At 42.0% G+C, this 24,611-nt stretch carries 26 protein-coding genes; all 26 read left to right on the forward strand.

Annotation, left to right across the window (positions count from 1 at the left end; all coding sequences use genetic code 11):
• The first annotated feature begins 25 nt into the window (after window positions 1–25).
• The 26 genes from fliE to OB236_RS24705 all read left to right on the forward strand — a co-directional run bounded on the left by fliE (window position 26) and on the right by OB236_RS24705 (window position 24,570).
• Window positions 26–328 (forward strand): flagellar hook-basal body complex protein FliE, encoded by a 303-nt coding sequence (gene fliE / locus OB236_RS24580; RefSeq protein ID WP_076232734.1) that lies wholly within the window; start codon window positions 26–28, stop codon window positions 326–328.
• Window positions 329–372: 44 nt separating this feature from the next.
• Window positions 373–1,962, forward strand: a complete 1,590-nt coding sequence (fliF, locus tag OB236_RS24585; RefSeq protein ID WP_262686320.1) for a flagellar basal-body MS-ring/collar protein FliF — start codon at window positions 373–375, stop codon at window positions 1,960–1,962.
• A 12-nt stretch (window positions 1,963–1,974) separates the two neighbouring features.
• Complete coding sequence (fliG, locus tag OB236_RS24590) at window positions 1,975–2,991, forward strand: flagellar motor switch protein FliG (RefSeq protein ID WP_076232739.1); 1,017 nt, start codon at window positions 1,975–1,977, stop codon at window positions 2,989–2,991.
• A complete protein-coding gene (locus tag OB236_RS24595; RefSeq protein WP_076232742.1) occupies window positions 2,984–3,805 on the forward strand; it encodes a FliH/SctL family protein in 822 nt (273 codons plus the stop codon). The genes fliG and OB236_RS24595 overlap by 8 nt, the downstream gene beginning before the upstream one ends.
• Window positions 3,806–5,128 (forward strand): flagellar protein export ATPase FliI, encoded by a 1,323-nt coding sequence (gene fliI, locus OB236_RS24600; protein ID WP_262686321.1) that lies wholly within the window; start codon window positions 3,806–3,808, stop codon window positions 5,126–5,128.
• 6 nt (window positions 5,129–5,134) lie between these two features.
• Window positions 5,135–5,578 carry a flagellar export protein FliJ gene (fliJ, locus tag OB236_RS24605; RefSeq protein WP_262686322.1) on the forward strand — a complete coding sequence of 148 codons (444 nt, stop codon included), beginning with the start codon at window positions 5,135–5,137 and terminating at the stop codon, window positions 5,576–5,578.
• A gap of 69 nt (window positions 5,579–5,647) precedes the next feature.
• Window positions 5,648–6,532, forward strand: a complete 885-nt coding sequence (locus tag OB236_RS24610) for a MotE family protein (protein ID WP_262686323.1) — start codon at window positions 5,648–5,650, stop codon at window positions 6,530–6,532.
• A gap of 24 nt (window positions 6,533–6,556) precedes the next feature.
• Window positions 6,557–8,173, forward strand: coding sequence for a flagellar hook-length control protein FliK (locus tag OB236_RS24615; protein WP_262686324.1), 1,617 nt, complete (start codon window positions 6,557–6,559; stop codon window positions 8,171–8,173).
• Between the two features lie 30 nt (window positions 8,174–8,203).
• Window positions 8,204–8,671: a flagellar hook capping FlgD N-terminal domain-containing protein gene (locus tag OB236_RS24620; RefSeq protein WP_262686325.1), complete on the forward strand. Its 468-nt coding sequence runs from the start codon at window positions 8,204–8,206 to the stop codon at window positions 8,669–8,671.
• Window positions 8,668–9,045: a TIGR02530 family flagellar biosynthesis protein gene (locus tag OB236_RS24625; protein ID WP_076232756.1), complete on the forward strand. Its 378-nt coding sequence runs from the start codon at window positions 8,668–8,670 to the stop codon at window positions 9,043–9,045. The genes OB236_RS24620 and OB236_RS24625 overlap by 4 nt, the downstream gene beginning before the upstream one ends.
• Window positions 9,046–9,139: 94 nt before the next feature.
• Window positions 9,140–9,976, forward strand: a complete 837-nt coding sequence (locus OB236_RS24630; RefSeq protein WP_076232758.1) for a flagellar hook-basal body complex protein — start codon at window positions 9,140–9,142, stop codon at window positions 9,974–9,976.
• Window positions 9,977–10,035: 59 nt separating this feature from the next.
• Window positions 10,036–10,257: a flagellar FlbD family protein gene (locus OB236_RS24635; RefSeq protein WP_076232760.1), complete on the forward strand. Its 222-nt coding sequence runs from the start codon at window positions 10,036–10,038 to the stop codon at window positions 10,255–10,257.
• Window positions 10,258–10,734, forward strand: coding sequence for a flagellar basal body-associated FliL family protein (locus OB236_RS24640; RefSeq protein WP_076232763.1), 477 nt, complete (start codon window positions 10,258–10,260; stop codon window positions 10,732–10,734).
• A gap of 41 nt (window positions 10,735–10,775) precedes the next feature.
• Window positions 10,776–11,774 carry a flagellar motor switch protein FliM gene (gene fliM / locus OB236_RS24645; RefSeq protein WP_076232765.1) on the forward strand — a complete coding sequence of 333 codons (999 nt, stop codon included), beginning with the start codon at window positions 10,776–10,778 and terminating at the stop codon, window positions 11,772–11,774.
• Complete coding sequence (gene fliY, locus OB236_RS24650; RefSeq protein WP_076232767.1) at window positions 11,764–13,041, forward strand: flagellar motor switch phosphatase FliY; 1,278 nt, start codon at window positions 11,764–11,766, stop codon at window positions 13,039–13,041. Before fliM ends, fliY begins: the two co-directional genes overlap by 11 nt.
• A gap of 25 nt (window positions 13,042–13,066) precedes the next feature.
• Complete coding sequence (locus OB236_RS24655) at window positions 13,067–13,429, forward strand: response regulator (protein WP_076232770.1); 363 nt, start codon at window positions 13,067–13,069, stop codon at window positions 13,427–13,429.
• A gap of 44 nt (window positions 13,430–13,473) precedes the next feature.
• Complete coding sequence (locus tag OB236_RS24660; protein ID WP_262686326.1) at window positions 13,474–14,124, forward strand: flagellar biosynthetic protein FliO; 651 nt, start codon at window positions 13,474–13,476, stop codon at window positions 14,122–14,124.
• An 11-nt stretch (window positions 14,125–14,135) separates the two neighbouring features.
• Window positions 14,136–14,882: a flagellar type III secretion system pore protein FliP gene (fliP, locus tag OB236_RS24665; RefSeq protein ID WP_372237359.1), complete on the forward strand. Its 747-nt coding sequence runs from the start codon at window positions 14,136–14,138 to the stop codon at window positions 14,880–14,882.
• 35 nt (window positions 14,883–14,917) lie between these two features.
• A complete protein-coding gene (fliQ, locus tag OB236_RS24670; RefSeq protein WP_076232777.1) occupies window positions 14,918–15,187 on the forward strand; it encodes a flagellar biosynthesis protein FliQ in 270 nt (89 codons plus the stop codon).
• 11 nt (window positions 15,188–15,198) lie between these two features.
• Complete coding sequence (gene fliR / locus OB236_RS24675) at window positions 15,199–15,978, forward strand: flagellar biosynthetic protein FliR (protein WP_262686327.1); 780 nt, start codon at window positions 15,199–15,201, stop codon at window positions 15,976–15,978.
• 30 nt (window positions 15,979–16,008) lie between these two features.
• A complete protein-coding gene (gene flhB, locus OB236_RS24680) occupies window positions 16,009–17,085 on the forward strand; it encodes a flagellar biosynthesis protein FlhB (RefSeq protein ID WP_076233010.1) in 1,077 nt (358 codons plus the stop codon).
• Between the two features lie 22 nt (window positions 17,086–17,107).
• Entirely contained in the window at window positions 17,108–19,141 is a 2,034-nt protein-coding gene (gene flhA, locus OB236_RS24685; protein WP_076232783.1) for a flagellar biosynthesis protein FlhA, read from the forward strand.
• Window positions 19,138–20,433 carry a flagellar biosynthesis protein FlhF gene (gene flhF / locus OB236_RS24690; protein ID WP_262686328.1) on the forward strand — a complete coding sequence of 432 codons (1,296 nt, stop codon included), beginning with the start codon at window positions 19,138–19,140 and terminating at the stop codon, window positions 20,431–20,433. Before flhA ends, flhF begins: the two co-directional genes overlap by 4 nt.
• Window positions 20,426–21,301 (forward strand): MinD/ParA family protein, encoded by an 876-nt coding sequence (locus OB236_RS24695; RefSeq protein ID WP_262686329.1) that lies wholly within the window; start codon window positions 20,426–20,428, stop codon window positions 21,299–21,301. Before flhF ends, OB236_RS24695 begins: the two co-directional genes overlap by 8 nt.
• Before the next feature lie 46 nt (window positions 21,302–21,347).
• Window positions 21,348–22,466 (forward strand): protein-glutamate methylesterase/protein-glutamine glutaminase, encoded by a 1,119-nt coding sequence (locus OB236_RS24700; RefSeq protein ID WP_262686330.1) that lies wholly within the window; start codon window positions 21,348–21,350, stop codon window positions 22,464–22,466.
• Window positions 22,467–22,515: 49 nt separating this feature from the next.
• The gene (locus OB236_RS24705; protein ID WP_262686331.1) at window positions 22,516–24,570 is read left to right on the forward strand and encodes a chemotaxis protein CheA; all 2,055 of its coding nucleotides are present in this window, start codon (window positions 22,516–22,518) and stop codon (window positions 24,568–24,570) included.
• Window positions 24,571–24,611: the final 41 nt, after the last annotated feature.

Raw genomic sequence — 24,611 nt, forward strand, 5'->3', positions numbered from 1 at the left:
ATTTTAATAGAAAGGGGACTTCACCATGGTAGAAAAAATGGGGCTCCAGCCTTTACAAGCCATCATTCCTCAATCTGCTGCTAAAGGCTTGAGTGCGTCGGAAGTGACCGATCAGTTTGGAAGCTTTTTATCGGATGCAATTACCAAGCTCAATACTCAGCAGCAGCAGGTCGATCAGTTAAATGATAAATTTGCCAAAGGAGAGATCTCTGATGTACATCAGTTGATAATCGCTTCGGAGAAGGCATCCCTTGGATTAGAGCTGACGGTACAATTACGTAACAAAGTGATTGATGCATATCAGGAAGTCATGAGGATGCAAGTATAAAAGCACTTTGAATCTTAGCTTGAGTCTTTAGATGGGGTGGAAGAGTGAATGAGAATCTAACCCAGTTTTGGAACAAGATAACCCAATACTGGAATCAATTTAGTAAAACACAGAAAATCACTTTTGTTTCAACAGTTGTTCTGGTTTTACTAACGATTGGAATTATTAGCTATAACTTTTCAAAAACAGAGTACGCCCTGGCTTACACGGATTTACAAGCTACTGATGCTGCTGCAATAAAGACTTATTTGGATGGGGCGAAAATTCCCTACCAACTCAGCGAAGATGGGAAAAGTATTGGTGTTCCGCGAAGCGAGGTTGCCAATGTGAAATTGGCTGTTGAATCGCAGGGTATCAATAAAAGCGGAAATATCGGATACGGGGTTTTTAATCAAAACAGCACATTTGGGACAACGGACAAGGAATTTAATGTTAAGTATGTGAATGCAATACAAGGAGAGCTTCAGCAGCTTATCAATTCGAACAGCGCAGTGAGCAGCTCCAAAGTGTTGATCAGCTTACCAGAAGAGACCGTGTTTCTACCCAAAGGAGCCGAAAAGGAAAAAGCGACGGCTTCGGTTGTTCTAAATTTGAAGCCTGGGTACAGTCTGGACCAGGCGAAAGTTGACACGATGTACAATCTCGTATCTCATAGTATCAAGGGATTGCCAGTTGAGAACATTACGATTTCCGATCAAAACGGGGAACTGCTGGAGTATTCCAAAGGCAAGGGGAAAATCACTAACACCAGCATGGCGACGCAAAATTTTGAAATCAATAATCAATTCAAAAATGATATTCAAAAGAATGTTCAACAAATGCTGGCTACCCTGCTTGGAAAAGATAAAGTGATTGTTCAGGTGTTTTCTACCATGAATTTTGATCAAACCAATACGAAGCAGCAGCTTGTGACTGCACCCAATGTGGTGGATCAAAAAGGTTTGGAAATATCAGTTCAAGAAATTCAAAAAAATTATAACAGTGATGGAAGTTCGGCTGCTGCTGGCGTTCCAGGTACGGGGCAATCTGATGTACCAGGTTATCCTGGCAGTAACAATGGTGGTACAGCCAAATCCGAGGAGCTTCAAAAGACAGTCAATTATGAAGTTAACCGGATCACGAATGATATCGTTGCAACTCCCTACATTGTTAAAGATTTAACCATAAATGTAGGAATTGAACCACCTAATCCTGAAGATCCTAATTCATTAACTCAGGAAACCAAAGATGCTGTACAACGCATATTGGTAAACGTGGTAAGAGCGGCACTTGCTGATAACAAGCAAACACTGACTGACGACGATTTGACTAAAAAGGTAACTGTATTTGCACATAATTTTGCAAGACCTAATGCAACTGCTGTTAGTTCCAATGCTATGCTGTTGTATGGTGGTCTAGGCGGACTTGCGCTTGCTTTGTTAGTATTAGGCGGGTACTTGCTTGTAAGACGTCGGAGATTGAAGCGTGAAGCTGAAGAGGAATTGGCACTTGAGCCAGCTAAGGTGGAATTCCCGACCATTGATATTGATAATGTGACTAATGATAATCAAGTGCGTAAGCAACTCGAGACCCTGGCCAAAAGAAAGCCGGAAGAATTTGTTAATTTGCTTCGTACATGGTTAGTAGACGAATAGGGGTGTGCTTTTTTGGCTAAAGTTCAGCAACAAGGGTTATCAGGTCGTCAAAAAGCAGCTATTCTGTTGATAAGCCTGGGACCGGAGGTTTCTGCTCAAATTTTCAAGCATCTTCGAGATGAAGAGATCGAGCAGCTAACATTGGAAATTGCCAATGTTAGAAAAGTAGACAATATAGAAAAAGAATCGATATTGTCCGAGTTTCATCAGATTTGTCTAGCTCAGGAATTTATTTCTCAAGGCGGTATCTCGTACGCCAAAGAAATACTTGAGAAGGCACTGGGATCGCAGAAGGCGCTTGATATTATCAATCGTTTGACGGCGACCTTGCAAGTAAGGCCTTTTGACTTTGCCAGAAAAGCCGACCCTGCTCAAATTTTGAATTTCATTCAGAATGAGAATTCTCAAACGATTGCTCTGGTATTGGCTTACTTGCAGCCTGAGCAATCTTCCATTATTCTTTCATCGCTTCCTCAGGACAAGCAAGCAGATGTGGCTAAACGTATTGCTCTGATGGACAGCACTTCACCTGAAGTTATTAGTCAGGTTGAACGGGTGTTGGAGCAAAAGCTATCTGCTACCGTAACTCAAGATTATACAAATGCCGGCGGGATATCTGCCATCGTTCAGATTTTGAACGGTGTTGACCGAGGAACAGAGAGGACGATCTTAGACTCTCTCGAAATTCAGGATCCAGAGTTGGCTGAAGAGATCAAGAAAAGAATGTTTGTGTTTGAAGATATTGTTAATGTGGATAATCGTTCTATCCAACGCATCATACGCGATATTGAAAATGCGGATCTACAGCTGGCACTTAAAGTAGCAAGTGAGGAAGTACGAGAGGCTATTTTCAAAAATATGTCCAAACGGATGTCCGAAACATTCCGGGAAGAGATGGAGTTTATGGGACCCGTTCGATTGCGCGATGTAGAGGAAGCGCAGACACGTATTGTGGCTACCATACGTCGTTTAGAAGAATCCGGAGAAATTATCATTGCACGTGGTGGAGGAGATGATATTATTGTCTAATGTCATCAAGATTTCCCAATATGTATCGTTGGAAGAGAAGAAAATTGTGGAAATTGCTGCTCAGCCGAAGCTGTTTGATGAAACATCAAATGAAGAGGAAGAGCTTTCCCAAGAAGAATTAGAAGAGCTAGCAACAGCTTCTCAAATTAAGGAGCAAATTCTTCAGGATGCAGAAGCTTTTGCCGAAGAGCAGGTAAGAGCTGCGATGGATGAAGCAGCAGCTATAAGGCAGCAGGCACAAGCTGAAATTGAACTGTGGTGGAATGAACAGAGGCAGCATGACGCTGAGTTGCAAACACAGTTGAAGGAAGAAGGCTATCAAAAAGGCTTTGAAGAAGGAGCCGCACAGGCAGAATTAGAGCTTCGTAATCAGTACAATGAGATGCTGCAGGAGTCATCCACCATATTGGAGCAATCGTATTTGCTCAAACAGCAAATCATACAAGAAGCAGAGCCCTTTCTGATCGAGATGAGTTGTTCCATAGCAGAGAAGATTGTTTCCAGACAGCTTACAGTAGAATCCGAATGGGTGACTGACCTAATTAAAACTGTTCTTGCCCGAAGGAGAGAAAAAGGAATTATAACCCTTTGCATATCGCCTTCACAATTTCCTTATATTCAGGATGCACGTGAAGAGCTTCTGCTACATATTGATTCACAAGCGGAATTGCAAATTATCCCCGATCCTTCTGTACATGACCATGGTTGTGTCGTCAGATCAACGTTTGGAAGTATTGATGCGAGAATTGATACGCAGCTAAAAGAAATTAAAAATGCTCTACAACATCTTGCAGTACGAAGCGAGGGGTCGTAGATGATCCAAGTACCGAATGCATCCAAATATATTGAACACTTAAGACAACTGGACCCGATTCGGGTTAATGGAAAAGTAACTCAGGTTATTGGATTAACTGTTGAATCAGAAGGTCCGGATGCAAGCATTGGTGATGTTTGTTATATTTATCCTTTTAAATCAAATAAACCGTTAAAAGCTGAGGTTGTTGGCTTTAAGAACAACAGGGTTCTGCTTATGCCGTTGGGTGAGCTAACATCCATAGGTCCTGGCTGCGATGTTGTTGGAACAGGAAAGCCGCTTACCGTACAGGTGGGACATGAATTGCTGGGAAAAGTTTTGGATGGTCTTGGTCAGCCTTTGGATGGGACCTTTCTTCCTTCCAGAATGACACAGTATTCAACTAACAATATACCTGGTAATCCGTTGAAAAGACCAAGGGTATTGGATCCTATCAGTGTAGGTGTCCGCTGTATTGATGGCTTGCTAACGATAGGTAAAGGTCAGCGTGTAGGGATTTTCGCTGGTTCTGGTGTCGGAAAAAGTACATTGATGGGTATGATTGCCAGAAATACTTCTGCTGATGTCAATGTGATTGCGCTTATAGGTGAGCGTGGGCGTGAAGTATTGGATTTTATCGAACGGGATTTAGGAGCAGAGGGACTTGCTCGGTCCGTAGTCATTGTGGCAACTTCCGATCAGCCCGCTCTGATTCGTATTAAAGGAGCATTAATTGCAACCAGTATTGCCGAATATTTCAGAGATCGCGGCCTGAATGTCATGATGATGATGGATTCAGTGACAAGGTTTGCGATGGCTCAGCGTGAGGTAGGTCTTGCTGTTGGTGAGCCGCCTGCTACAAGAGGATATACACCTTCTGTATTCGCCATGCTGCCCAAGTTATTAGAACGCTCCGGTACCGGACCCAAAGGTTCGATTACAGCATTTTATACCGTTCTCGTTGATGGGGACGATATGAATGAGCCCATTGCAGATGCTGTACGTGGTATTTTAGATGGACATATTGTTTTGGATCGTTCAATTGCCAACCGTGGTCACTATCCAGCTATTGATGTATTGTCCAGCGTCAGTCGGGTAATGAAGGAAATTGTAACTTCTGAGCATATGTCTGCAGCAGAAAATTTGAAACGATTGATGTCCATATATAAGGATTCGGAAGATCTCATTAATATAGGGGCGTACCAAAAAGGTTCGAATCCGGATATTGATCTTTCTCTGCAATATATTCAATCGATTTGGGATTTCACTAAGCAAAAAGTCAGTGAGAAGCTAACCTTCAGTGAAGCTCAGGAAAGCTTAATCCAACAATTTCATAAAGGATGAGATTAAATGAGACGCTTTAAATATGCTTTTCAAAAAATTGTTGATTTAAAAGCAAATGAAAAGACACAAGCGGAATGGATGTTGTCTGAAGCAATCGGCAAAGTGCGTGAGGAGGAATTCTCGATGTCTGTGCTCTGTTCGGAAAAAGATGGACTGCAAGAGCAGCTGCATTCGACTTCTGTAGGCAAAACGACAATTTCGGAAATTATGCTGCTGCAGCATTTTGTTGACACAGTCAGTAATCAGATTGTGATGAAAAACAACGATCTGGAGCGTGCCAAACGAGTCGTGGTGACCAAGCAGGATGTATTGGCAGGTAAAGTACTTGAAGAGAAAATTTGGAGTAAAGCCAAGGATAAGGCACATCAAAGCTTTGCAGCCACTGTGCTGAAAAAAGAACAAGAGCAGCTAGACGAGATGGCAACGAACCGATTCAGGAGATTGTCATAGAACAGCAGAAGACGGGAGGCGATGATGATGGCAAATGTTGATGTGGAAGGAAGCTCCTCGTATGGGGGAATGGAACGGTTTTTAATTTGGTTTCTGATACCGTTTGTATTCACTGCTGTTCTGCTTGGCGTTTTACTTACCATTTTCGATTATGATGTCATGAACAACGTACTTCGAACGGCAAAGAATATACCGGTAATTAGCAGTATTGTACCTGAACCTAAATCCAAAGCTACTGATGGCAAGCCTGCAGATAAGAAGGCATCAACTGGACAGGCAGCTTCACCACCAACGGCCGAAGAAAATGTTCAGGCTTTAAGTGCGCAATTAGATCAAAAAGATCAGGAATTGAAAAAAAGTGATGCTGCTGTTGTTCAACGTGATCAAACGATTAAAGAACTGCAATCGAAAAATAGCTCTTTGGAGGAGCAAACCAAAGCCAAAGCTCTTTCAGATGAAGAATATTCAGCACAAATTCAACAGCTTGCAACGATGTATGCCAAGATGTCTCCTTCAAAATCCGCACCTATCATGGAAAACTTGACGATCCCTGAGATGGTACTTGTCCTGAGTTCGATGAAAACAGATGACAAGGTCAAGATCCTTGAGAAAATGGATCCAAAGAAAGCTGCTGAAGCTTCTATATTGTTAAAGGACCAATCAACGGCCAAGGACAAACAAATTGCCGCATTGCAGGAACGTCTTAAGCAGGTCACTATTCCTGACCCTAAAGCTACCCAAAAGCTGACTAAAGATGATTTGGGAGCAACGTTTTCCAATATGACTCCAAAAAGTGCAGCTATTGTTTTGATGGAAATGCAAAATGCAAATCCGGACAAGGTGATTTCTATTCTAAGTTCAATGGAAAGCGCAGGGAGGTCGAAAATTATTACAGCAATATCCGAACAATCTAAAGAAGTGGCTGCACTCATATCTGCTCGTCTGATTCAATAAATCATATGAAGGGAGGTGAAAAAAATGGAAATTCAGGCACAAACCCAAATTCCGGTTACTTCATCAGGTAGTTCATCTACTACTGCTTCTACAACCAGTGGCAGTTTAGGTACCGGTGCTTCCAATTCATCAAATGGACAAGCCACGGGAGGTTTTTCGTCAACATTAAATGGATTACTCACAAGTTCAGCGCCAGCTGGGAATGCATTATCCAATCAGGCTGCATTAACAGGTCTGAATGTATTGGTCCAATTATTAGGAGCTGCAAACAACGAATCCGCACTAAGTAATGAAGAGGTTAAAGGCTCCTCCCAGCAATTAGACGCTTTAATTAAACTATTGGGATCTGATTCGGAGGATGTAACAGCTCTTTTAGATAACCCGGATGTTCAATCATGGTTAGCAGGTCTTCAAGCGATACTGCTGTTACAGCCACTAGCAACTACAGATCAGACTCAATCGCAGCCAGTAGTTTCGGGAGATGACAATTCTGGAACGTCCGAGGTAATTGATAATGCAGCAAATAATTCATTAGCTGACAATGAGCTTAATCCGCTATTGTTTGTTCCAATCCACGCGAGCAATGTTACAACTGAAGCCTCAGGTTCGAGACCCGGGGATTCCAACAAAGTAATTGTCAAGGAAGAAGCTTTTAAGCTGTTGGAGAGCTTTAACCAATTACTACAAGCAAATGGTGAAAAATCAGCATCACCACAGGTTGAGAAGGCTATACAAACAGCTTTGAATGACCTGCAAAAGCTCATGGCTTCGCTGGTTCAACAACCGGTTGCAGCCCAAGTCAATTCTACTATCATGACAGAGCAAGCAGTGAGCACTGACACCGTAGCTGCTGTAGTTAACGAAAAACCTGCTGCACGTGTCATTGGAAATCTTGCAGCTAGTGTTCGTACTAGCTCGCATAAAGGCAACAAAGTGGAAGACGCCATTCCGGTTATAGTGCCAACAGCTAATTCCAAGCTTGAGTTTTTAGCAGCTAAATCTGTGCAGCCGAAATTAATTGTGGACAGCAATGGATCAGAAAGTCCGCTATTTGAACCTTTGGTTGATCTGCCAAATGATTCTTCCGATGAATCTCCGGCTATACCGATGCATGAGTTTTTGAAGCATGTACAAAATACACAAGCCGTTACCAAGCCACCTGTGATTTTAATGCAGGCGCCTAATTTTGTAGAAGAAATGACACAATTAGTCGTTAAATCCTTTACACTGGAAACGAAGCAGGATGGTTTTACAGAAGCCAAGCTTTCTTTGTACCCTCAGAATTTGGGTCAGGTTGACGTAAGATTGACTATGCACAATGGTCAGCTTATTGCACAGTTTATGGCAGATAGCTCCTTAGGTAAAGAAATGCTCGAAAGTCAGCTATCTCAGCTGAGAACAACGCTGCAAAGTCAAGGCATTCAAGTCGAAAAACTGGAAGTATCCCAGAATCAGGCTTTTCAATCCGGAATGTTTCAGGAACAACAACGACAGCAGCAATCTCAACAATCCGCTAAACAGCAAAAGGGAAATAACATCGATACTATTACCGTTGTAGATGATGAAGCTGTACAAAGCCAATTGAATGCAAGTCCTACAGCCAATGGATCAGGCAGTACTTCTATCGATATTACCGCCTAGTAGAAACAACCATAATCGGGAGGTGATAATATGGCAGATTCACCAGTAAGCACGAAAAATATTTATCCTTATTATGCTAAAAGTAATGTGGATAAAGCGGGAAAAGATACGGCAACAAAGGGTCAATTGGGGAAAGATGAATTTTTAAAGATTCTGATGACTCAATTGAAAAATCAAGATCCTACGGATCCTTTAAAAGACAAAGAATTTATTGCGCAAATGGCCCAATTTACCTCTGTTGAGCAGTTGAGCAACATGACCTCGGAATTAAAGCTTATGAGGCAATCATTGGGTATAGCTTCTTCTCTGATCGGCAAAGAAGTTCAATGGTCCATTCCAAGCACCAAGACCAATGAAGAGCCGAAAATAGGAACTGGTGTTGTAGAATCCATCATTATGAAAGAGGGTTCTCAATATGCTCTGATAAAAGATGAGCAAGTCAATCTGGATTCAATCTTGAGAATTTCGAATCCGGTGCCGGAGGCGGTCAAGGAATGAACCAACCCATATCTGTCGGTCAGTTATATCCTGGCAGTATTCGAGCATCTCAGCTCAAGCGTAACGACCTGGCTGTTCAGAGTAAGGAAAGCTCATTCCAGGATGTTTTGCAGACTAAGCTCGTCAAATTTAGTCATCATGCCGAAGAGAGATTACGTCAAAGAGGTATTGAATTTCAGCCGGAGCATTTAGCGAAAATTGATGCGGCTATCGACAAGGCAGCATTAAAAGGAGCAAAGGATTCATTGATGTTAATCAATGATACTGCATTAATTGTAAACATAAAAAATCGTACCGTAGTGACTGCTATGGATGAAGCATCTATGAAAGACAACTTGTTTACCAAGATTGATAGTGCGGTCATCATATCGTAATAACGGGGCTGGACCATAAAGGAAGCCCATGGTTGTGGAATGACCGAAGCAACCAGCACAATAAGGCAATTACCCATAGGGAGGCAATTTATTAATGCTAAGATCACTATATTCAGGCGTTTCCGGTATGAGAGGTTTTCAAACAAAGCTGGATGTTATCGGAAATAATATTGCGAATGTAAATACGGTCGGCTTTAAAGGCGGGCGCGTAATGTTCAAAGATATTCTGAGTCAGACTGTGGCGGGAGTGACACCTTCTATAGATGGAACAAAGGGTGGTGTCAATGCTAAACAAATCGGACTAGGTGTTTCTATCAGTGCGGTTGATACGATTCACACACCTGGCAGTGCGATGACAACTAACGTTCCAACCGATCTTCGTATAGATGGAGATGGATTCTTTGCCATTAAAGCCACACCGGATCAAGAGCAGCCCTATCTAACCCGAGCTGGGAATTTCACGTTTGATGCTAACAATCAATTGGTTACTGTAGATGGTATGTACGTAACGGATAGCGGCGGTGCGATCATAGATTTGGATACAATCGGTAACGTAACGGCTTTTTCGATATCCAACGCGGGTGAGCTTATAACCGTAGATGATACTGGGGCTACAGCCAATACAGGTGTTTTTATCGGTGTAGTTAAAGTTCCAAATCCGGCTGGACTTGAAAAAATTGGCGGGAATTTGTATCGTCAATCACCAAACTCCAATGATTCAGGAACGCCAATATCCGATTTCCTTGGACTTGCTAATGATGCTGCGAGAGGTACTGGGGCGATTGTTTCGGGTCAATTAGAAATGTCCAATGTCGATTTGACGGCAGAGTTTACTGAAATGATCGTTGCTCAACGTGGTTTTCAATCTAATGCCCGTATCATTACGACATCCGATGAAATCTTGCAGGAAGTTGTTAACTTGAAACATTAACACAACTTAAGGTAAGGGGGAGTTGATCTCCCCCTAAATTTTTAAATCGGAGGCTGACAATGATCAGACTTACCCGCTTAAATGGGAGACAGCTTTTAGTGAACGCATTACTGATCGAAAGTATTGAAGAAACACCCGACACTATCATTACTTTAATAACTGGTAAAAAAATTACTGTTTTGGAGCCAATGACGGATGTGGTCCAGCTTGTGACCCAATATATGCAAACGATAGGGTCAATTGCTGGAACAATAAAGAGTATCGATTCGGAGGGGTCTTAGTTGTTTAAAAGCAAAATGTTTTTGATGGTAGTTGCTATACTCATTGCTATAACCTTGATATTAACAGCAGCATTTGTTTTATGGAATTATATGGACAAAGGTAATCAGGATCCACAGGAGTTAGCGCAAAGCTCAGCCAAAGAAGTTAAACAGGCTAAAAAAGCGACACCGGAAGAAACGAAAGCCAATACAGTTATCCTAAAAGATATTTTGACAAATCTTGCAACCAATAATCGATTTATTAAAGCAAGTTTTGCCATTGAATTGGAAAATGCGAAGGCGAAGGACGAATTTGAAAAGCTTGATTTTAAAATGAAAGCTATTATTGTACAAACTCTCTCCGATATGACTCCGGAGCAGGTACAAGGCAGCAAAGGCTTGGATAATCTGACTTCGACCCTTATGAATAAAATGAACCCATTACTAACCCTCGGGAAGATCAAACAAATTTGGATCACGGATAATGTGCTTCAATAATGATTTTCTTATATAAAGTCGTACGAAGGAGGTGACGTTAAATGGTAGATGTACTTTCGCAGAATGAGATCGATGCTCTGCTGGCAGCTCTTTCATCTGGTGAGATGGATGCTGAAGAACTCAAGAAGGAAGAAACGCAGAAAAAAGTACGAGCATACGACTTTAAAAGAGCTGTTCGGTTTTCCAAGGATCATATACGAAGCTTAACCAGAATCCATGAAAACTTCGCCCGTTACCTAACGACATACTTTTCAGCACAATTAAGAACTTTTGTGCAAATAAATGTGGTACAAGTCGAACAATTGCCGTATGATGAGTTTATTCGTTCTATTCCTAAAATGACAATTCTCAATATTTTTGAAGCCGAGCCTTTGGAGGGCCGTATGGTTCTTGAAGTACATCCTAATGTAGCGTTTGCAATGCTGGATCGACTGCTTGGGGGTGCTGGGACATCGCCATCAAAAATAAATGCTTTAACCGAAATTGAAACTATTGTGATGGAACGTATTTTTAGCAGATGTTTTGAAAGCCTTCAAGAAGCTTGGAAAAGTGTTATCGATTTGTCTCCTCGTCTTGAGGCGTTGGAAACAAATCCACAATTTATGCAAATCGTGTCTCCGAATGAAACGATTGCATTAATCTCTCTAAGCACCAAAATCGGTGACACCACAGGAATGATTAACCTTTGTATTCCTCATGTCGTCATCGAACCCATTATGCCGCGTTTATCCGTGCATCATTGGTTTGTTTCTCAGAAAAAAACGATAGCACCTGAAGAAGTTATGGCTTTACAATCTCGCTTACATAAAGCTAAGCTTCCCATTATTGCTGAGTTAGGTGAAACTCAAATATCGATCAGGGAATTCTTGAACTTAAGTGCTGGCGATGTAATAACGCTGAACAAACCGGTTGATGAGCTGCTAAACATCAGAATCGGAGAAAAACTGAAGTTTTTGGGCAGTCCCGGCAGCATCAAGGGAAAACTGGCTATGCAAATAAGCGAGATTGTTAGTGAAGGAGCAGAAGACAATGACGAATAATAGGGATTATTTGTCTCAAGAAGAAATTGATGCTTTGTTGAGACAATCTTCAGGTGACAGCTCGGAGAGCTCAAGTGTTGATGTTCATGTTGATAATTATTTAACTTCTTTGGAACAAGATGCACTTGGCGAAATTGGAAACATTACCTTTGGAAGCGCGGCAACAGCTTTATCCACTTTATTAGGAAAGAAAGTAGACATCACTACACCGAAAGTTTCAGCAGTTGCAAAGGATGAATTAGTAAAAGAATTCCCTCTGCCTCACGTTGCGGTCCATGTTAATTATGTTGATGGATTTCATGGCATTAATCTGTTAGTCATCAAAACTCGCGATGCACAAGTTATTGCTGATTTAATGATGGGTGGGGATGGAACGGCCTACGCTGAAGAATTGTCTGAGATTCATATTAGTGCAGTTCAAGAGGCTATGAACCAGATGATGGGTTCCTCTGCAACATCCATGTCGACGATTTTTAATCGATTCGTAAATATATCTCCGCCAGGAATTGATATATTAAACTTGTCGGATGGTGAAGGAGGGGCGTCGCTTCCTCCAGAAGAAGTATTCATTAAAATCTCTTTTCGCATCATCATTGGAGATTTAATTGATTCTACACTCATGCAGCTTTTACCTGTGTCATTTGCGAAGGATATGGTATCTATTCTTATGGGAGGTGGGGAGGACTCGCAAGAGGCGTCAGCACCAGCACCAACCCCTGCTCCAGCTGCTCAGCAGCCACAACAACCTATAGCTCCGCCAATGGGACAACCAGACCCTTACGCTCAGCCGATGTATCAGCAACCGCCTATGCAGCAGCAGCCCATGTATGAGCAGCCGATGTATCCGCCACAACAGCCGATGTATCAGCAGCCCATGTATCCACCGCAGCAACCGATGTATCAGCAACCACCTGCTGCATATGGGAATGGACTAGGTCGTGATGTTAATGTTCAACCTGCACAATTTTCAAACTTTGCACCACACCAATTAACACCTCCAGAGGATACGAATCTGAATTTGTTATTGGATATACCTTTGAAGGTAACGGTAGAGTTAGGTAGAACTCAGAAAGTAATTAAAGACATCCTTGAATTATCTCAAGGTTCAATTATTGAATTAGACAAGCTTGCAGGTGAGCCTGTTGATATTCTGGTTAACAATAAGTTGATTGCGAAGGGTGAGGTTGTCGTTATTGACGAGAACTTTGGTGTACGCGTTACAGACATTGTTAATCAGTGGGATCGCATTCAAAAACTACAGTATTAATTAAACTTGGGAGGATTGTTTACACATGGCAAATAGAATATTAATTGTAGATGATGCAGCTTTTATGAGAATGATGATTCGGGATATCTTGACTAAAAATGGTTATGAAGTCTGTGGAGAAGCTAACGATGGAGCTCAAGCGATTGAGAAATTCAAAGAAGTGCGTCCCGATCTGATCACAATGGATATTACAATGCCAGAAATGGACGGTATTGCTGCGCTGAAGGAAATCAAAAAAATCGATGCTTCAGCCAAAGTTATTATGTGCTCTGCGATGGGTCAGCAAGCTATGGTTATTGATGCAATTCAAGCGGGTGCGAAAGACTTTATCGTTAAGCCGTTTCAAGCTGACCGAGTTATTGAGGCTATTAAGAAAACTTTGGGATAATAGATTCAAGGGGAGTCTGGCATAGACCGAAAGGAATGTGAAACTTGAAAAGACTCTTTACCAAATTGTCTTCTCTTATTGCTATTGGAAGTATTCAAATCGCCGGTTTCTCTAAGATTTGTTTTGGGGAAACCGGTACCTCCCCTGATCAACCAACGAAGGGGATATCGGATTTAAATTACTCGGGAGTTAGTACTTCAGAAACCATATGGATGATTATAAAAGTTATCTTCTTTCTTATTCTTATTATCGGATTATTTTTTATTATTATTAAGTTTCTTTCCCAGAAAAATAAATTTTTATTTGGTCGCTCCATGCGCTCCTTAGGAGGCGTACCACTGGGTCCCAACAAATCGATTCAAGTCGTGGAAATTGGTCGTTCTCTCTACATAGTAGGAGTTGGGGAAAATGTGCAGCTGCTGGAAAAAATTGAAGATGAGGATGAAGTTTCCTATATATCGGATATGTTAAATTCTTCGAATGCCAAAACCGCAGCAAGCTTTGAAACTTTCACAGGCTGGCTTTCCAAGCTGAGAAAAAAGCAAAGTATCATTGAGGAGTCAGACGAAGAGGTAACAGCTTCTTTTCAGCAAATATTTCATAATAAAATGCACCATTTATCAGACCGAAAGAAAATGGTGGAGGATCTACTGATGGATGACAAAAATAAAGATCGGTTGAATGATAAACAATGAAATGGAAGGCTATGATCTACACTGTAGTATCTTTGCTCGCAATGATCATGTTGTCAACATCCCATGTCTATGCGGCTAATCCTATCCCGGGCATTAATATTGATTTTGGATCTTCAAGCTCTGCAGCTGGAGCATCCAATACTGTCAATATTATTATATTAATCACGATCCTGAGTATCGCTCCAGCTATTCTGGTATTGATGACTAGTTTCACGAGAATTATTATTGTTCTCGGCTTTGTAAGGACAGCTCTTGGGACACAACAAATGCCTCCTAACCAGGTTCTGATTGGATTAGCACTGTTCATGACCTTTTTTATTATGGCACCGACGCTTGGCGATTTGAATGAACAAGCGCTGCAGCCTTATCTGAAAGGAAGCATGAATCAAACAGATGCTTTGGACAAGGCATCGGTCACCATGAAAAAGTTCATGTTTCAACACACAAGACAAAAGGATCTGAAGCTGTTTCTTGATTATTCCAAGGCTCAGCCACCAAGTGGAGTTGAAGATACACCGTTGACTGCTTTGGTACCCGCATATGCGATTAGTGAATTAAAAACGGCTTTTCAGATGGGTTTTATGATTTTCATTCCTTTTTTGGTTATTGATATGGTCGTAGCCAGCACCTTGATGGCAATGGGGATGATGATGCTACCGCCCGTCATGATATCACTTCCATTTAAAATATTGCTGTTTATTTTAGTGGATGGTTGGTATCTGGTAGTAAGATCATTGTTACTTAGCTTCAACACATAATGAGAATTGATGACCATGCAGGAGGAGAATAAACCTTGGGCTCGGAGTTTGTTATTCGCTTGGCCGGTGAGGCTGTATACACGGTCTTGAAGGCCAGTGCCCCCATGCTGGTTCTTGCATTGGTAGTGGGGTTGGCCATTAGTATCTTTCAGGCAACAACACAAATCCAAGAGCAGACGTTGGCTTTTGTTCCTAAAATAGTTGCCGTATTATTAGCTTTTTTAATATTTGGACCATGGATTTTGACTACATTGATAGATTTCACTTATAACATTTTGAATAACCTTTATAAATTTGTGGGCTAGGTAGTGAAGGTATGGAATGGATACAACAATATTTTCCTAGCTTTTTGCTCTTTTTTTGTCGGATTTCATCGTTTTTTGTTGTCGTTCCTGTGTTTTCAGCCAAAAATGTACCGGCACACTTTAAAATTGGGCTTGCTTTTTTTGTTACGTTAATGGCTTTCAGCGTTGTAGGATCTTCAACCCTGGCTACATTTGATTCACTATATTTCCTTTCCATCATCAGAGAAATATTGGTAGGCATTTTTCTTGGCTTCATTGCCTATTTGTTTTTTACAGTCGTGCAGATTGCAGGTTCGTTTGTCGATATTCAAATTGGTTTTGGTATTGCGAATGTATTTGACCCTTTGACAGGTGCTTCTAGTCCAATTCTCGGCAATTTAAAGTATATGATCGCAATGCTGCTTTTCTTATCCTTAAATGGGCATCACCTATTGTTAAAAGCCATTATGGAGAGCTATGAATGGATTCCATTATCCAATGAGCTGTTCACCAAAATATATAATGGACAAATTACCGAGTTTGTCATTAAGTCATTTTCGACTGTATTTGCTCTCAGTTTTCAAATGGCGGCACCACTTATTGCTGCATTGTTTTTGACCGATGTCGGTCTTGGATTGCTGGCTAGAGTAGCTCCACAATTCAATATTCTCGTTATCGGTGCGCCGCTCAAGATGTTAATCGGGTTCTTGCTTTTAATATTGTTGTTTCCCGCTTATGAATCCATTTTTAAGGGATCCTTTGTATCCATGTTTGACTATATGCAAAAATTTATCGGCATGTTTACTGGTTAACCGGGAGGAATTGAAGTGGTTTCTTTAAGAATGCAGCTAGATTTGCAGATGTTTTCCCAAGAAAAAACAGAACCGGCTAGCCCTAAGAAACGGCAGGAATCAAGGGAAAAGGGTCAAGTAGCCAAAAGTATGGAACTACCCGCTGCATTCATTTTATTTTTTTGTTTTCTTTCCTTTTACATATTTGGCGGTTACATGAAAAACCAGTTAACGCTGGTGTTCCGTTCTATCTTTTACGATTACTTGTTGATGGACATTACTACGGCCAATGTGAATCTACTTTTTCAACAGTTGTTTATGCAAAGTATCATGATCATTGTTCCTGTACTCATGGTAGCTATGGTTACAGCTATATTTAGCAATTACCTACAAATTGGGGTCATGTTTACCGGAGATCCGCTTAAGATGAAATTTAGCAAGCTAAACCCGATCGAGGGAGCGAAGAAAATATTTTCGGCACGCACCTTGGTAGATTTTGTGAAATCTGTGCTGAAGATGTCGATTATTGGCTACGTCGTATATGATACGCTTTGGGCTGAAAAAAGTTCCTTAATGGAACTAGCTCGACTGCCCTTGGAAAATATTTTCGTATTTATGGCTTCAGTTACATTGAAATTAGGATTGAAAATTGGCTTGATATTAATTGTTTTGGCTCTTTTTGATTACATGTATCAGAAATACGAGTTTGAAAAAAGTATTAAGATGTCCAAGCAGGATATTAAAGACGAGTATAAAAAATCGGAAGGCGATCCCTTGATTAAAGGGAAAATTCGTGAAAAGCAGCGGAGAATGGCTATGCAGCGGATGATGCAAGAGGTTCCTAAGGCCGATGTTGTAATTACAAACCCTACCCATTTTGCCGTAGCGTTAAAATATGATTCCAACAATATGCAGGCTCCAACCGTTATAGCCAAGGGAACTGAATATATTGCATTGAAAATCAAACAAATAGCCAAGGAAAACCGTATTGTGACTATAGAAAATAAACCTTTGGCACGGACCTTGTATGCACAAGTAGAAATTGGCGAAGCCATTCCAGCAGACATGTTCCAGGCTGTCGCAGAGGTGCTAGCATATGTATATAAGATGAAAGGTAAGGCCAACTAAATAAGAGAGGAGGACATGTGCTATGAAAATTAAAGATCTGGTTGTACTCATCGGTATTATTGGAATCGTATTGATGATGGTTGTTCCGGTTCCAGTCTGGTTGATAGATGTTCTGTTAATTATTAATATTTCTATTGCGCTCTTAATTATTCTGGTAGCTATGAATACACAGGATCCTTTAGAATTTTCTATCTTTCCTTCACTTCTATTGATTACTACCCTTTTCCGGCTGGCGTTAAACGTCTCGACTACAAGAAATATTTTAGCGAATGGGGATGCCGGTAATGTGGTCAAAACCTTTGGTTCGTTTGTTGCACAAGGGAATATCGTTGTAGGCTTTGTCGTCTTTATAATTCTTGTGCTCGTTCAATTTATCGTTATTACCAAAGGTTCTGAGCGCGTTGCCGAGGTAGCTGCACGATTTACATTGGATGCAATGCCAGGTAAGCAAATGGCTATCGATGCGGATTTGAATGCAGGCTTAATTAATGAGATTCAAGCTCGAGAGCGAAGAGAGAAAATTTCTAAGGAAGCTGATTTTTATGGAGCGATGGATGGTGCCAGTAAATTTGTTAAAGGTGATGCCATCGCCGGAATTATCATCCTGTTTATCAATATCTTGGGCGGATTAATTATTGGTATGACAATGAAAGGTATGGGCCTTGCAGAAGCAGGAGCGCTGTATTCGATTCTTACGATTGGTGACGGATTGGTCAGCCAGATACCGGCTCTGTTAATTTCTACAGCAGCAGGCTTAATCGTTACCAGAGCAACCTCAGAAGGTAATTTGGCGCACGATTTATCAAAGCAGATCTTACTTTATCCGAAATTGCTCTACATTGTTGCAGGAACAATCACATTGCTCGGTATATTCACTCCTATTCATCTTATTACTACACTACCTATCGCTGCTTTACTCGCTTATGCCGCTATGAAAATGCAGCAGAGTTTGGTGAAGAAGCTGGCCAAGGATGAGCAGTTGGAGGAAGAGCAGCAAATCGAAGAGGTTCGCAGTCCCGAAAGTGTTATTAGCTTATTGCAGGTGGATCCTATCGAATTTGAATTTGGTTATGGACTGATCCCTTTGGCTGATACACAGCAGGGCGGCGACTTGTTGGATAGAATTATTTTAATCCGCCGACAATGTGCTCTGGAGATGGGAGTTGTCGTACCGGTTATTCGGATTCGAGATAATATTCAATTGAAGCCTAATGAATATGTGATCAAGATCAAAGGGAACATGGTCGCACGTGGAGATCTGCTGTTGAATCATTATTTGGCCATGAGTCCCGGAATCGAGGACGATTCTATCAGCGGGATCGACACCTTGGAGCCTGCATTTGGGCTACCGGCGTTATGGATTGATGAGGCGATGAAAGAAAGAGCTGAATTATCCGGTTATACAGTGGTTGATCCGCCTTCGGTTGTTGCGACTCACTTAACAGAAGTCATCAAGAAACATGCGCATGAGCTTCTTGGACGTCAGGAAACAAGAGGATTGATCGAAAATGTCAAGGAAAGTTACCCGGTTCTGGTGGATGACTTAATACCTGGCGTATTGTCCATAGGTGATGTGCAGAAGGTTCTGGTTAAATTGTTAAAAGAAAAAATATCGGTTCGCGACCTGGTCACTATATTGGAAACGTTAGCGGACTATGGTACTTATACCAAAGATCCGGAAATATTGACCGAATATGTGAGGCAGTCGCTTTCACGTCAGATTACGCAGCAGTTTGCTGTAACTGGCGATTCTCTCAAGGTCATTACGGTGGGTCCGAGCCTTGAAAAGAAGATAGCCGAGTCTGTTCAGCAATCCGATCAAGGGAGCTATCTGGCTCTGGACCCTAGTTCAACCCAGATTATTTATCAACGTATTACGGATCAGGTAACGAAGCTGATCCAATCGGGACAACAGCCGATTGTTTTGACCTCTCCGACGATCCGCATGTATCTTAGGCAGCTTTTGGAACGAACGATGCAGGATATACCGGTTCTTTCTTACAGTGAGCTCGAACCCAACGTTGAAATTCAAAGCATGGGGGTAGTTAATTTATGAGAGTGAAACGATATATTGTCGATTCAATGCCAGATGCACTGCAAAAAATTAAAACCGATCTTGGTAAGGATGCTGTTATTTTAAATACGAAAGAAATTCGCTCTGGTGGATTTCTTGGTATGTTTTCCAAAAAGAAAATCGAGGTCATTGCCGCTATAGACACATCCGCGGCAACGGCGCCTTCACCTGTAAAGACAACCGCACCGATAGACAGACCACAGCCTGTAAGTACAGGCTTTAACACACCACAGACCGCTAAAAATGCATATGCACGCCCAAACGGTTTAGCGGCGCAGCAGCAAATTACCGACTTGAAACGGGAAGCTCTTGCTTTTCCTGAAGTTCCGGATGTTATTATTCCAAGTCCGGCTGTACCTGCAAAAATCCCTGCTGCAGCTGTTGTTGTTAAGGCAAGAGAAGACATGCTGATGGAAGAATTGAAGCAGATGAAAGAGTTCATGCATAAGCTATCTGTTCAAGGAAGCCAACAAGTGAGTGATCCCTCTTTAATCGTACTGAAACAGCGAATGATCGAGCAGGAAGTAGAGCCTCTGCTAGTGGATGATATCATTACCTCTATTACTCAGGAAGCTCAGGATGCTGGGCTTACGATAACGGATGATTCAGCGATGGAATCAGCAAGAAAAAAGCTGCTTGAGTTGTTCAACCAGGGTCGATCCAATGCGATGGCTGCCGATACGCGCATTGCACATTTTGTAGGACCTACTGGTGTTGGCAAAACAACAACCATCGCTAAACTGGCCGCAGAGCAAGTGCTCAAATATCATCGTAAGGTAGGCTTCATTACCTCGGACACTTATCGAATCGCGGCCGTGGAACAACTCAAGACGTATGCCACTATCCTGAATGTACCTTTAGAGGTCGTGTTCTCGCCTCAGGATTTATCCAAAGCATTCGAGCAGCTTAAAGATCGTGATATCATATTTATGGATACGGCAGGGCGGAATTTTCGCAATGAAATGTATGTATCGGAATTGAATACGTTGCTGCAGTACGGTGGTAAAAGCGAAACGTATCTGGTGCTGAGCCTGACAACCAAATACAAAGATATGAAAGCAATTACAGAAAATTTCTCGAAATTCAAGCTGGATAAAGTGCTATTTACGAAAATGGACGAAACCGATTCGTATGGAGCCGTCGTCAATCTGGTACATGACTTCAAGCTGCAACTTTCTTATGTTGCCAATGGACAAAGTGTTCCAGATGATATCAATCTGTTGGCGGAGCAGCATATTGTTGACCTGATACTGGGGGTTGATCATCATGACTGACCAGGCACAAGGACTTCGCAATCTGGTTTCCAATCAACATGTCCAGAAGTCTGTCAAGCCAACTCGCATACTTACAGTAACCAGTGGCAAGGGCGGTGTGGGGAAGTCCAACTTTACACTGAATTTTGCACTCACTTTACAAAAAAAGGGTTTTGATGTATTGGTATTTGATGCTGATATTGGGCTAGCGAATATCGACGTGCTGATGGGAGTTAGCGCTAAATACAATTTGTATCACTTGCTGAAAAAAGAAAAAACGATCTGGGAAATTATCCAGAGAGGTCCACATGATCTGCAATTCATTGCAGGTGGTTCTGGATTTAATGATTTGATCAGACTTACTGACGATCAATTAGAATATTTTGCTGATCAGGTTAATCAATTAAATGGCACTGTGGATTTCATTATTTTTGATACAGGTGCGGGTTTGTCGAAGGAAACGTTAAAATTCATTTTGGCAGCAGAAGAAACCATTGTGGTAACTACCCCAGAGCCAACTTCAATAACTGATGCTTACGCTATTATTAAAATGGTTAACTCGATGAATGAACCTGTGAATTTCAAATTGGTCGTTAATCGTACTACGGACAGCAAGGAAGGCAAACAAACTGCCGACAAGATCATTATGGTTGCCAAACAATTTTTACACATAGATATCCCGACCTTAGGCTTTGTAGACGACGATAACAACGTGTCCAAGGCTGTGAAAAGACAAATTCCTTTTACGGTGGCTTATCCTACCAGCGCAGCCTCTCAGTCGATCTATCGATTAGTCGATGATTTTATTGCCAGACAAACTCCTACGGGGGAACAGCAGGGTGCAGTAAAAGGCTTCATGTCGAAAATGATGAGACTTTTAAGACACTAGCGTCCTCTTACTTAGTGAAACAGACAACTTGGAGGAGTGAATATAGATGAACCCTTATAAAATATTGGTTGTTGACGATTCGATCTTTATGAGGAAAATGATAACAGACATGATTACGGAGGATGCTCAATTTCAAGTGATAGGCACTGCAAAAAACGGCAAAGAAGCAGTGAATATGGTTAAAATGCTGAAGCCGGACGCTATCACTATGGATATTGAAATGCCGGAAATGAATGGTCTGGACGCCCTGAAGATCATTATGGATATACAACCCACTCCAGTGATCATGTTAAGCAGTTTAACTCAGGATGGGGCAAGGGAAACGATCGTAGCGCTCGAACGAGGAGCCGTTGATTTTGTCGGTAAACCTTCGGGCTCGATATCATTGGATTTACACAGAGTAAGGGAATTGTTGCTCGAAAAGCTGCATATCGCAGTCAAAACGAATGTGTTGAAGTTTCGTTCCAATCCTGTAGTGACACCACCAATACCCAGAGCCAAAGCGGTGCCCAGGATTGAGGAGTTGCCTAAGGTAACTAAGGAGCATACAGTGCCACATTTGTCCCATCAACAGGGATCGAGTCAGGTTCAGCAAATCGTGGCCATAGGCACTTCTACTGGCGGTCCGAGAGCACTTCATCAGGTCATCTCTCATATTCCGGGACACCTTCCTGCCCCAGTTGTTATCGTTCAGCATATGCCACCCAATTTTACTAAATCGTTGGCACAGCGATTGAACTCGGTCTCCGAGCTGCATGTTGTGGAGGCGGAAGAGGGTATGATTTTGCAAAATGGACATGCCTATGTGGCTCCAGGTGGTTTTCATATGACGGTAGCACGCAATGGACCTGGAGTTTACAAAATTCATATAAGCAAAGAAGAAGCCAGAGGAGGGCATAGACCTTCTGTAGACATACTTTTTGAGTCACTTCTGCCTTTGAAAGAGCTAAAGCGACACATCGTTCTCATGACTGGAATGGGAGCCGATGGGGCAAAGGGGATGCTGGCACTAAAGAATGCGGGTGCTGTTACGACTATTGCTGAATCCGAAGAAACCTGTATTGTGTATGGGATGCCTCGGGCAGCAGTAGAACTAAAATGTGTGATGCATGTTCTGGCACAGCAAGAAATAGCTCCAAAGCTAGCTCAGGTCGTTTGTAAGTAGCATAGAGACATCAGTAATACAAATCATCCATTGACGGAGGTGTGAGGTTATGGACTTAAATCAATACCTTTCAATGTTTATTGATGAATCCAGAGAGCATCTGCAAGCCTTAAACGATAATTTACTGGCTTTAGAAGGCAGTCCTGAGGACATCAGCATTGTACATAATATTTTTCGTTCGGCCCATACCCTTAAGGGTATGTCAGCGACGATGGGCTTTGAAGATTTGGCATCATTGACCCATGAAATGGAAAACGTACTGGATCTCGTTCGTAATGATAAGTTGAAGATGGACGCATTTATATTCGACTGTATTTTCAAGAGTTTGGATGCTCTGGAGTCGATGGTAGAGGACATTATTCAAGGCGGTACGGGTAAGGCGGATGTGAGTGACATTGTCCTTTCTCTGAAATCGATAGTGACAGGGGATTACTTAAAGGCAGGTACTGCTGCAGGAGCACAGTCAGGCACTGCGGATGCCAATACAGCCGCCTCATCCATCCTGGATGAATTTCAGTTGTCGATTATTCAGCAATCGATAGATGCAGGCATGCAGGTTTTTTATATCGAAGTAGGCGTTCGTCAAGATTGTGTATTGAAGGCAGCCAGAGCGTATATGGTGTTTAACGTGTTGGAGCAAAACGGTGAGGTCATTAAATCGGATCCTCCCGTAGAGGACATTGAACAGGAACGGTTTGACAATAATTTTTCGGTCTTTTTCATTTCCGGTACAGATCAGGAATCTTTGCAAAAACAAGTTGCTAATGTATCAGAGATTGATAAGGCTGACGTTACCTTGCTAACACACGAAAAACTCGAAGAATTATTGAAGCCGGCAATGGCGGCGGTTCCTGAAATCGCAGCAGCTGCAGCTGTTCAAGAGGCTGCTCCTGTTCAGACAGCAGCGGCAGAAGTAAGAAAGCCTGTGGCTGCTGCTAATGCTCCTGTGGCAAACCGAACGATTCGTGTGGATATAGAACGACTGGATGCATTGATGAATCTGTTCAGTGAGCTGTTGATTGATCGCTCCAGATTAGAGCAATTGGCCAGCGAAATTAGAAAAAATGATCTGACAGAAACGGTTGAACACATGTCAAGGGTTAGCAGTGATCTACAAAATATCGTACTCAAGCTGCGGATGGTTCCCATTGATACCGTATTTAATCGATTCCCGCGGATGATTCGTGATGTTGCCAAAAACCTCGACAAAAAAGTCGATTTGATCATTACTGGCGCAGATACAGAGCTGGACCGTACTGTTGTAGATGAGATCGGCGATCCTTTGGTCCATTTACTTCGTAATGCAGTGGATCATGGGGTTGAACCTACAGTTGACAGAATAGCAGCAGGCAAGCCGGAAACAGGATCAATCTATTTACGTGCTTTTCATAGTGGGAATCATGTTTTTATCGAAATTGAAGAGGATGGCCGCGGCATCAACCGTGATGGTGTTCTCAATGCAGCCATTAAAAAAGGGGTCGTCACACCCGAGCAGGCTTCCAAATTATCCGATAATGAGGTATACCTTCTCCTGTTTGCTTCAGGCTTCAGCACAGCTGATAAGATTTCCGATATATCAGGACGTGGTGTAGGTTTGGATGTCGTTAAGACGAAGATAGAAAGCCTCGGCGGACGTGTTCAAGTAGAATCGAAATTTGGCAAGGGAACGAAGTTTTCAGTCCAGCTGCCGCTTACGCTGTCGATTATTTCTGCAATGCTCATCCGTGTAGGTGCGGAAAAGTATGCGATACCGTTGTCCTCCATCGTGGAGACATCAGCCATTGCATCCGACCAGATTCTTACTGTACACGGAAGTCGGATGGTGAATTTTCGTTCGAACGTGATCCCCCTTGTTTCATTGGCAAAAGTTTTTAGTGTTCCTAACAAAAATGGCAAAGAAGCTGAAAAAGAAACACAAATCGTAGTGATCCGCAAAGGTGAAAAGCTTGCCGCACTTATTGTAGATGAATTTATTGGTCAGCAGGAAATTGTTTTGAAATCTTTGGGCAAATATTTCACGAATTTATTCGCTATATCCGGTGCAACTATTCTTGGTGATGGACAGGTCGCGCTTATTATTGATACCAATGCTTTAATTAAATAAGTTTTATCAAGATTACATAAGGGATTTCAAAGGGAGGCACG

The sequence above is a fragment of the Paenibacillus baimaensis genome (assembly GCF_025567575.1).

Excerpts from the sequence above, each read along its gene's own strand:
- fliE (WP_076232734.1), top strand. The coding sequence starts at position 26 with ATGGTAGAAAAAATGGGGCTCCAGCCTTTACAAGCCATCATTCCTCAA.
- flhA (WP_076232783.1), top strand. The coding sequence starts at position 17,108 with ATGAAAATTAAAGATCTGGTTGTACTCATCGGTATTATTGGAATCGTA.
- OB236_RS24630 (WP_076232758.1), top strand. The coding sequence starts at position 9,140 with ATGCTAAGATCACTATATTCAGGCGTTTCCGGTATGAGAGGTTTTCAA.
- OB236_RS24610 (WP_262686323.1), top strand. The coding sequence starts at position 5,648 with ATGGAACGGTTTTTAATTTGGTTTCTGATACCGTTTGTATTCACTGCT.
- fliP (WP_372237359.1), top strand. The coding sequence starts at position 14,136 with ATGATCTACACTGTAGTATCTTTGCTCGCAATGATCATGTTGTCAACA.
- OB236_RS24655 (WP_076232770.1), top strand. The coding sequence starts at position 13,067 with ATGGCAAATAGAATATTAATTGTAGATGATGCAGCTTTTATGAGAATG.
- OB236_RS24635 (WP_076232760.1), top strand. The coding sequence starts at position 10,036 with ATGATCAGACTTACCCGCTTAAATGGGAGACAGCTTTTAGTGAACGCA.
- flhF (WP_262686328.1), top strand. The coding sequence starts at position 19,138 with ATGAGAGTGAAACGATATATTGTCGATTCAATGCCAGATGCACTGCAA.
- OB236_RS24625 (WP_076232756.1), top strand. The coding sequence starts at position 8,668 with ATGAACCAACCCATATCTGTCGGTCAGTTATATCCTGGCAGTATTCGA.
- flhB (WP_076233010.1), top strand. The coding sequence starts at position 16,009 with ATGCAGCTAGATTTGCAGATGTTTTCCCAAGAAAAAACAGAACCGGCT.
- fliY (WP_076232767.1), top strand. The coding sequence starts at position 11,764 with ATGACGAATAATAGGGATTATTTGTCTCAAGAAGAAATTGATGCTTTG.
- OB236_RS24620 (WP_262686325.1), top strand. The coding sequence starts at position 8,204 with ATGGCAGATTCACCAGTAAGCACGAAAAATATTTATCCTTATTATGCT.
- fliR (WP_262686327.1), top strand. The coding sequence starts at position 15,199 with ATGGAATGGATACAACAATATTTTCCTAGCTTTTTGCTCTTTTTTTGT.
- OB236_RS24615 (WP_262686324.1), top strand. The coding sequence starts at position 6,557 with ATGGAAATTCAGGCACAAACCCAAATTCCGGTTACTTCATCAGGTAGT.
- OB236_RS24705 (WP_262686331.1), top strand. The coding sequence starts at position 22,516 with ATGGACTTAAATCAATACCTTTCAATGTTTATTGATGAATCCAGAGAG.
- fliM (WP_076232765.1), top strand. The coding sequence starts at position 10,776 with ATGGTAGATGTACTTTCGCAGAATGAGATCGATGCTCTGCTGGCAGCT.
- OB236_RS24695 (WP_262686329.1), top strand. The coding sequence starts at position 20,426 with ATGACTGACCAGGCACAAGGACTTCGCAATCTGGTTTCCAATCAACAT.
- fliJ (WP_262686322.1), top strand. The coding sequence starts at position 5,135 with ATGAGACGCTTTAAATATGCTTTTCAAAAAATTGTTGATTTAAAAGCA.
- OB236_RS24700 (WP_262686330.1), top strand. The coding sequence starts at position 21,348 with ATGAACCCTTATAAAATATTGGTTGTTGACGATTCGATCTTTATGAGG.
- fliI (WP_262686321.1), top strand. The coding sequence starts at position 3,806 with ATGATCCAAGTACCGAATGCATCCAAATATATTGAACACTTAAGACAA.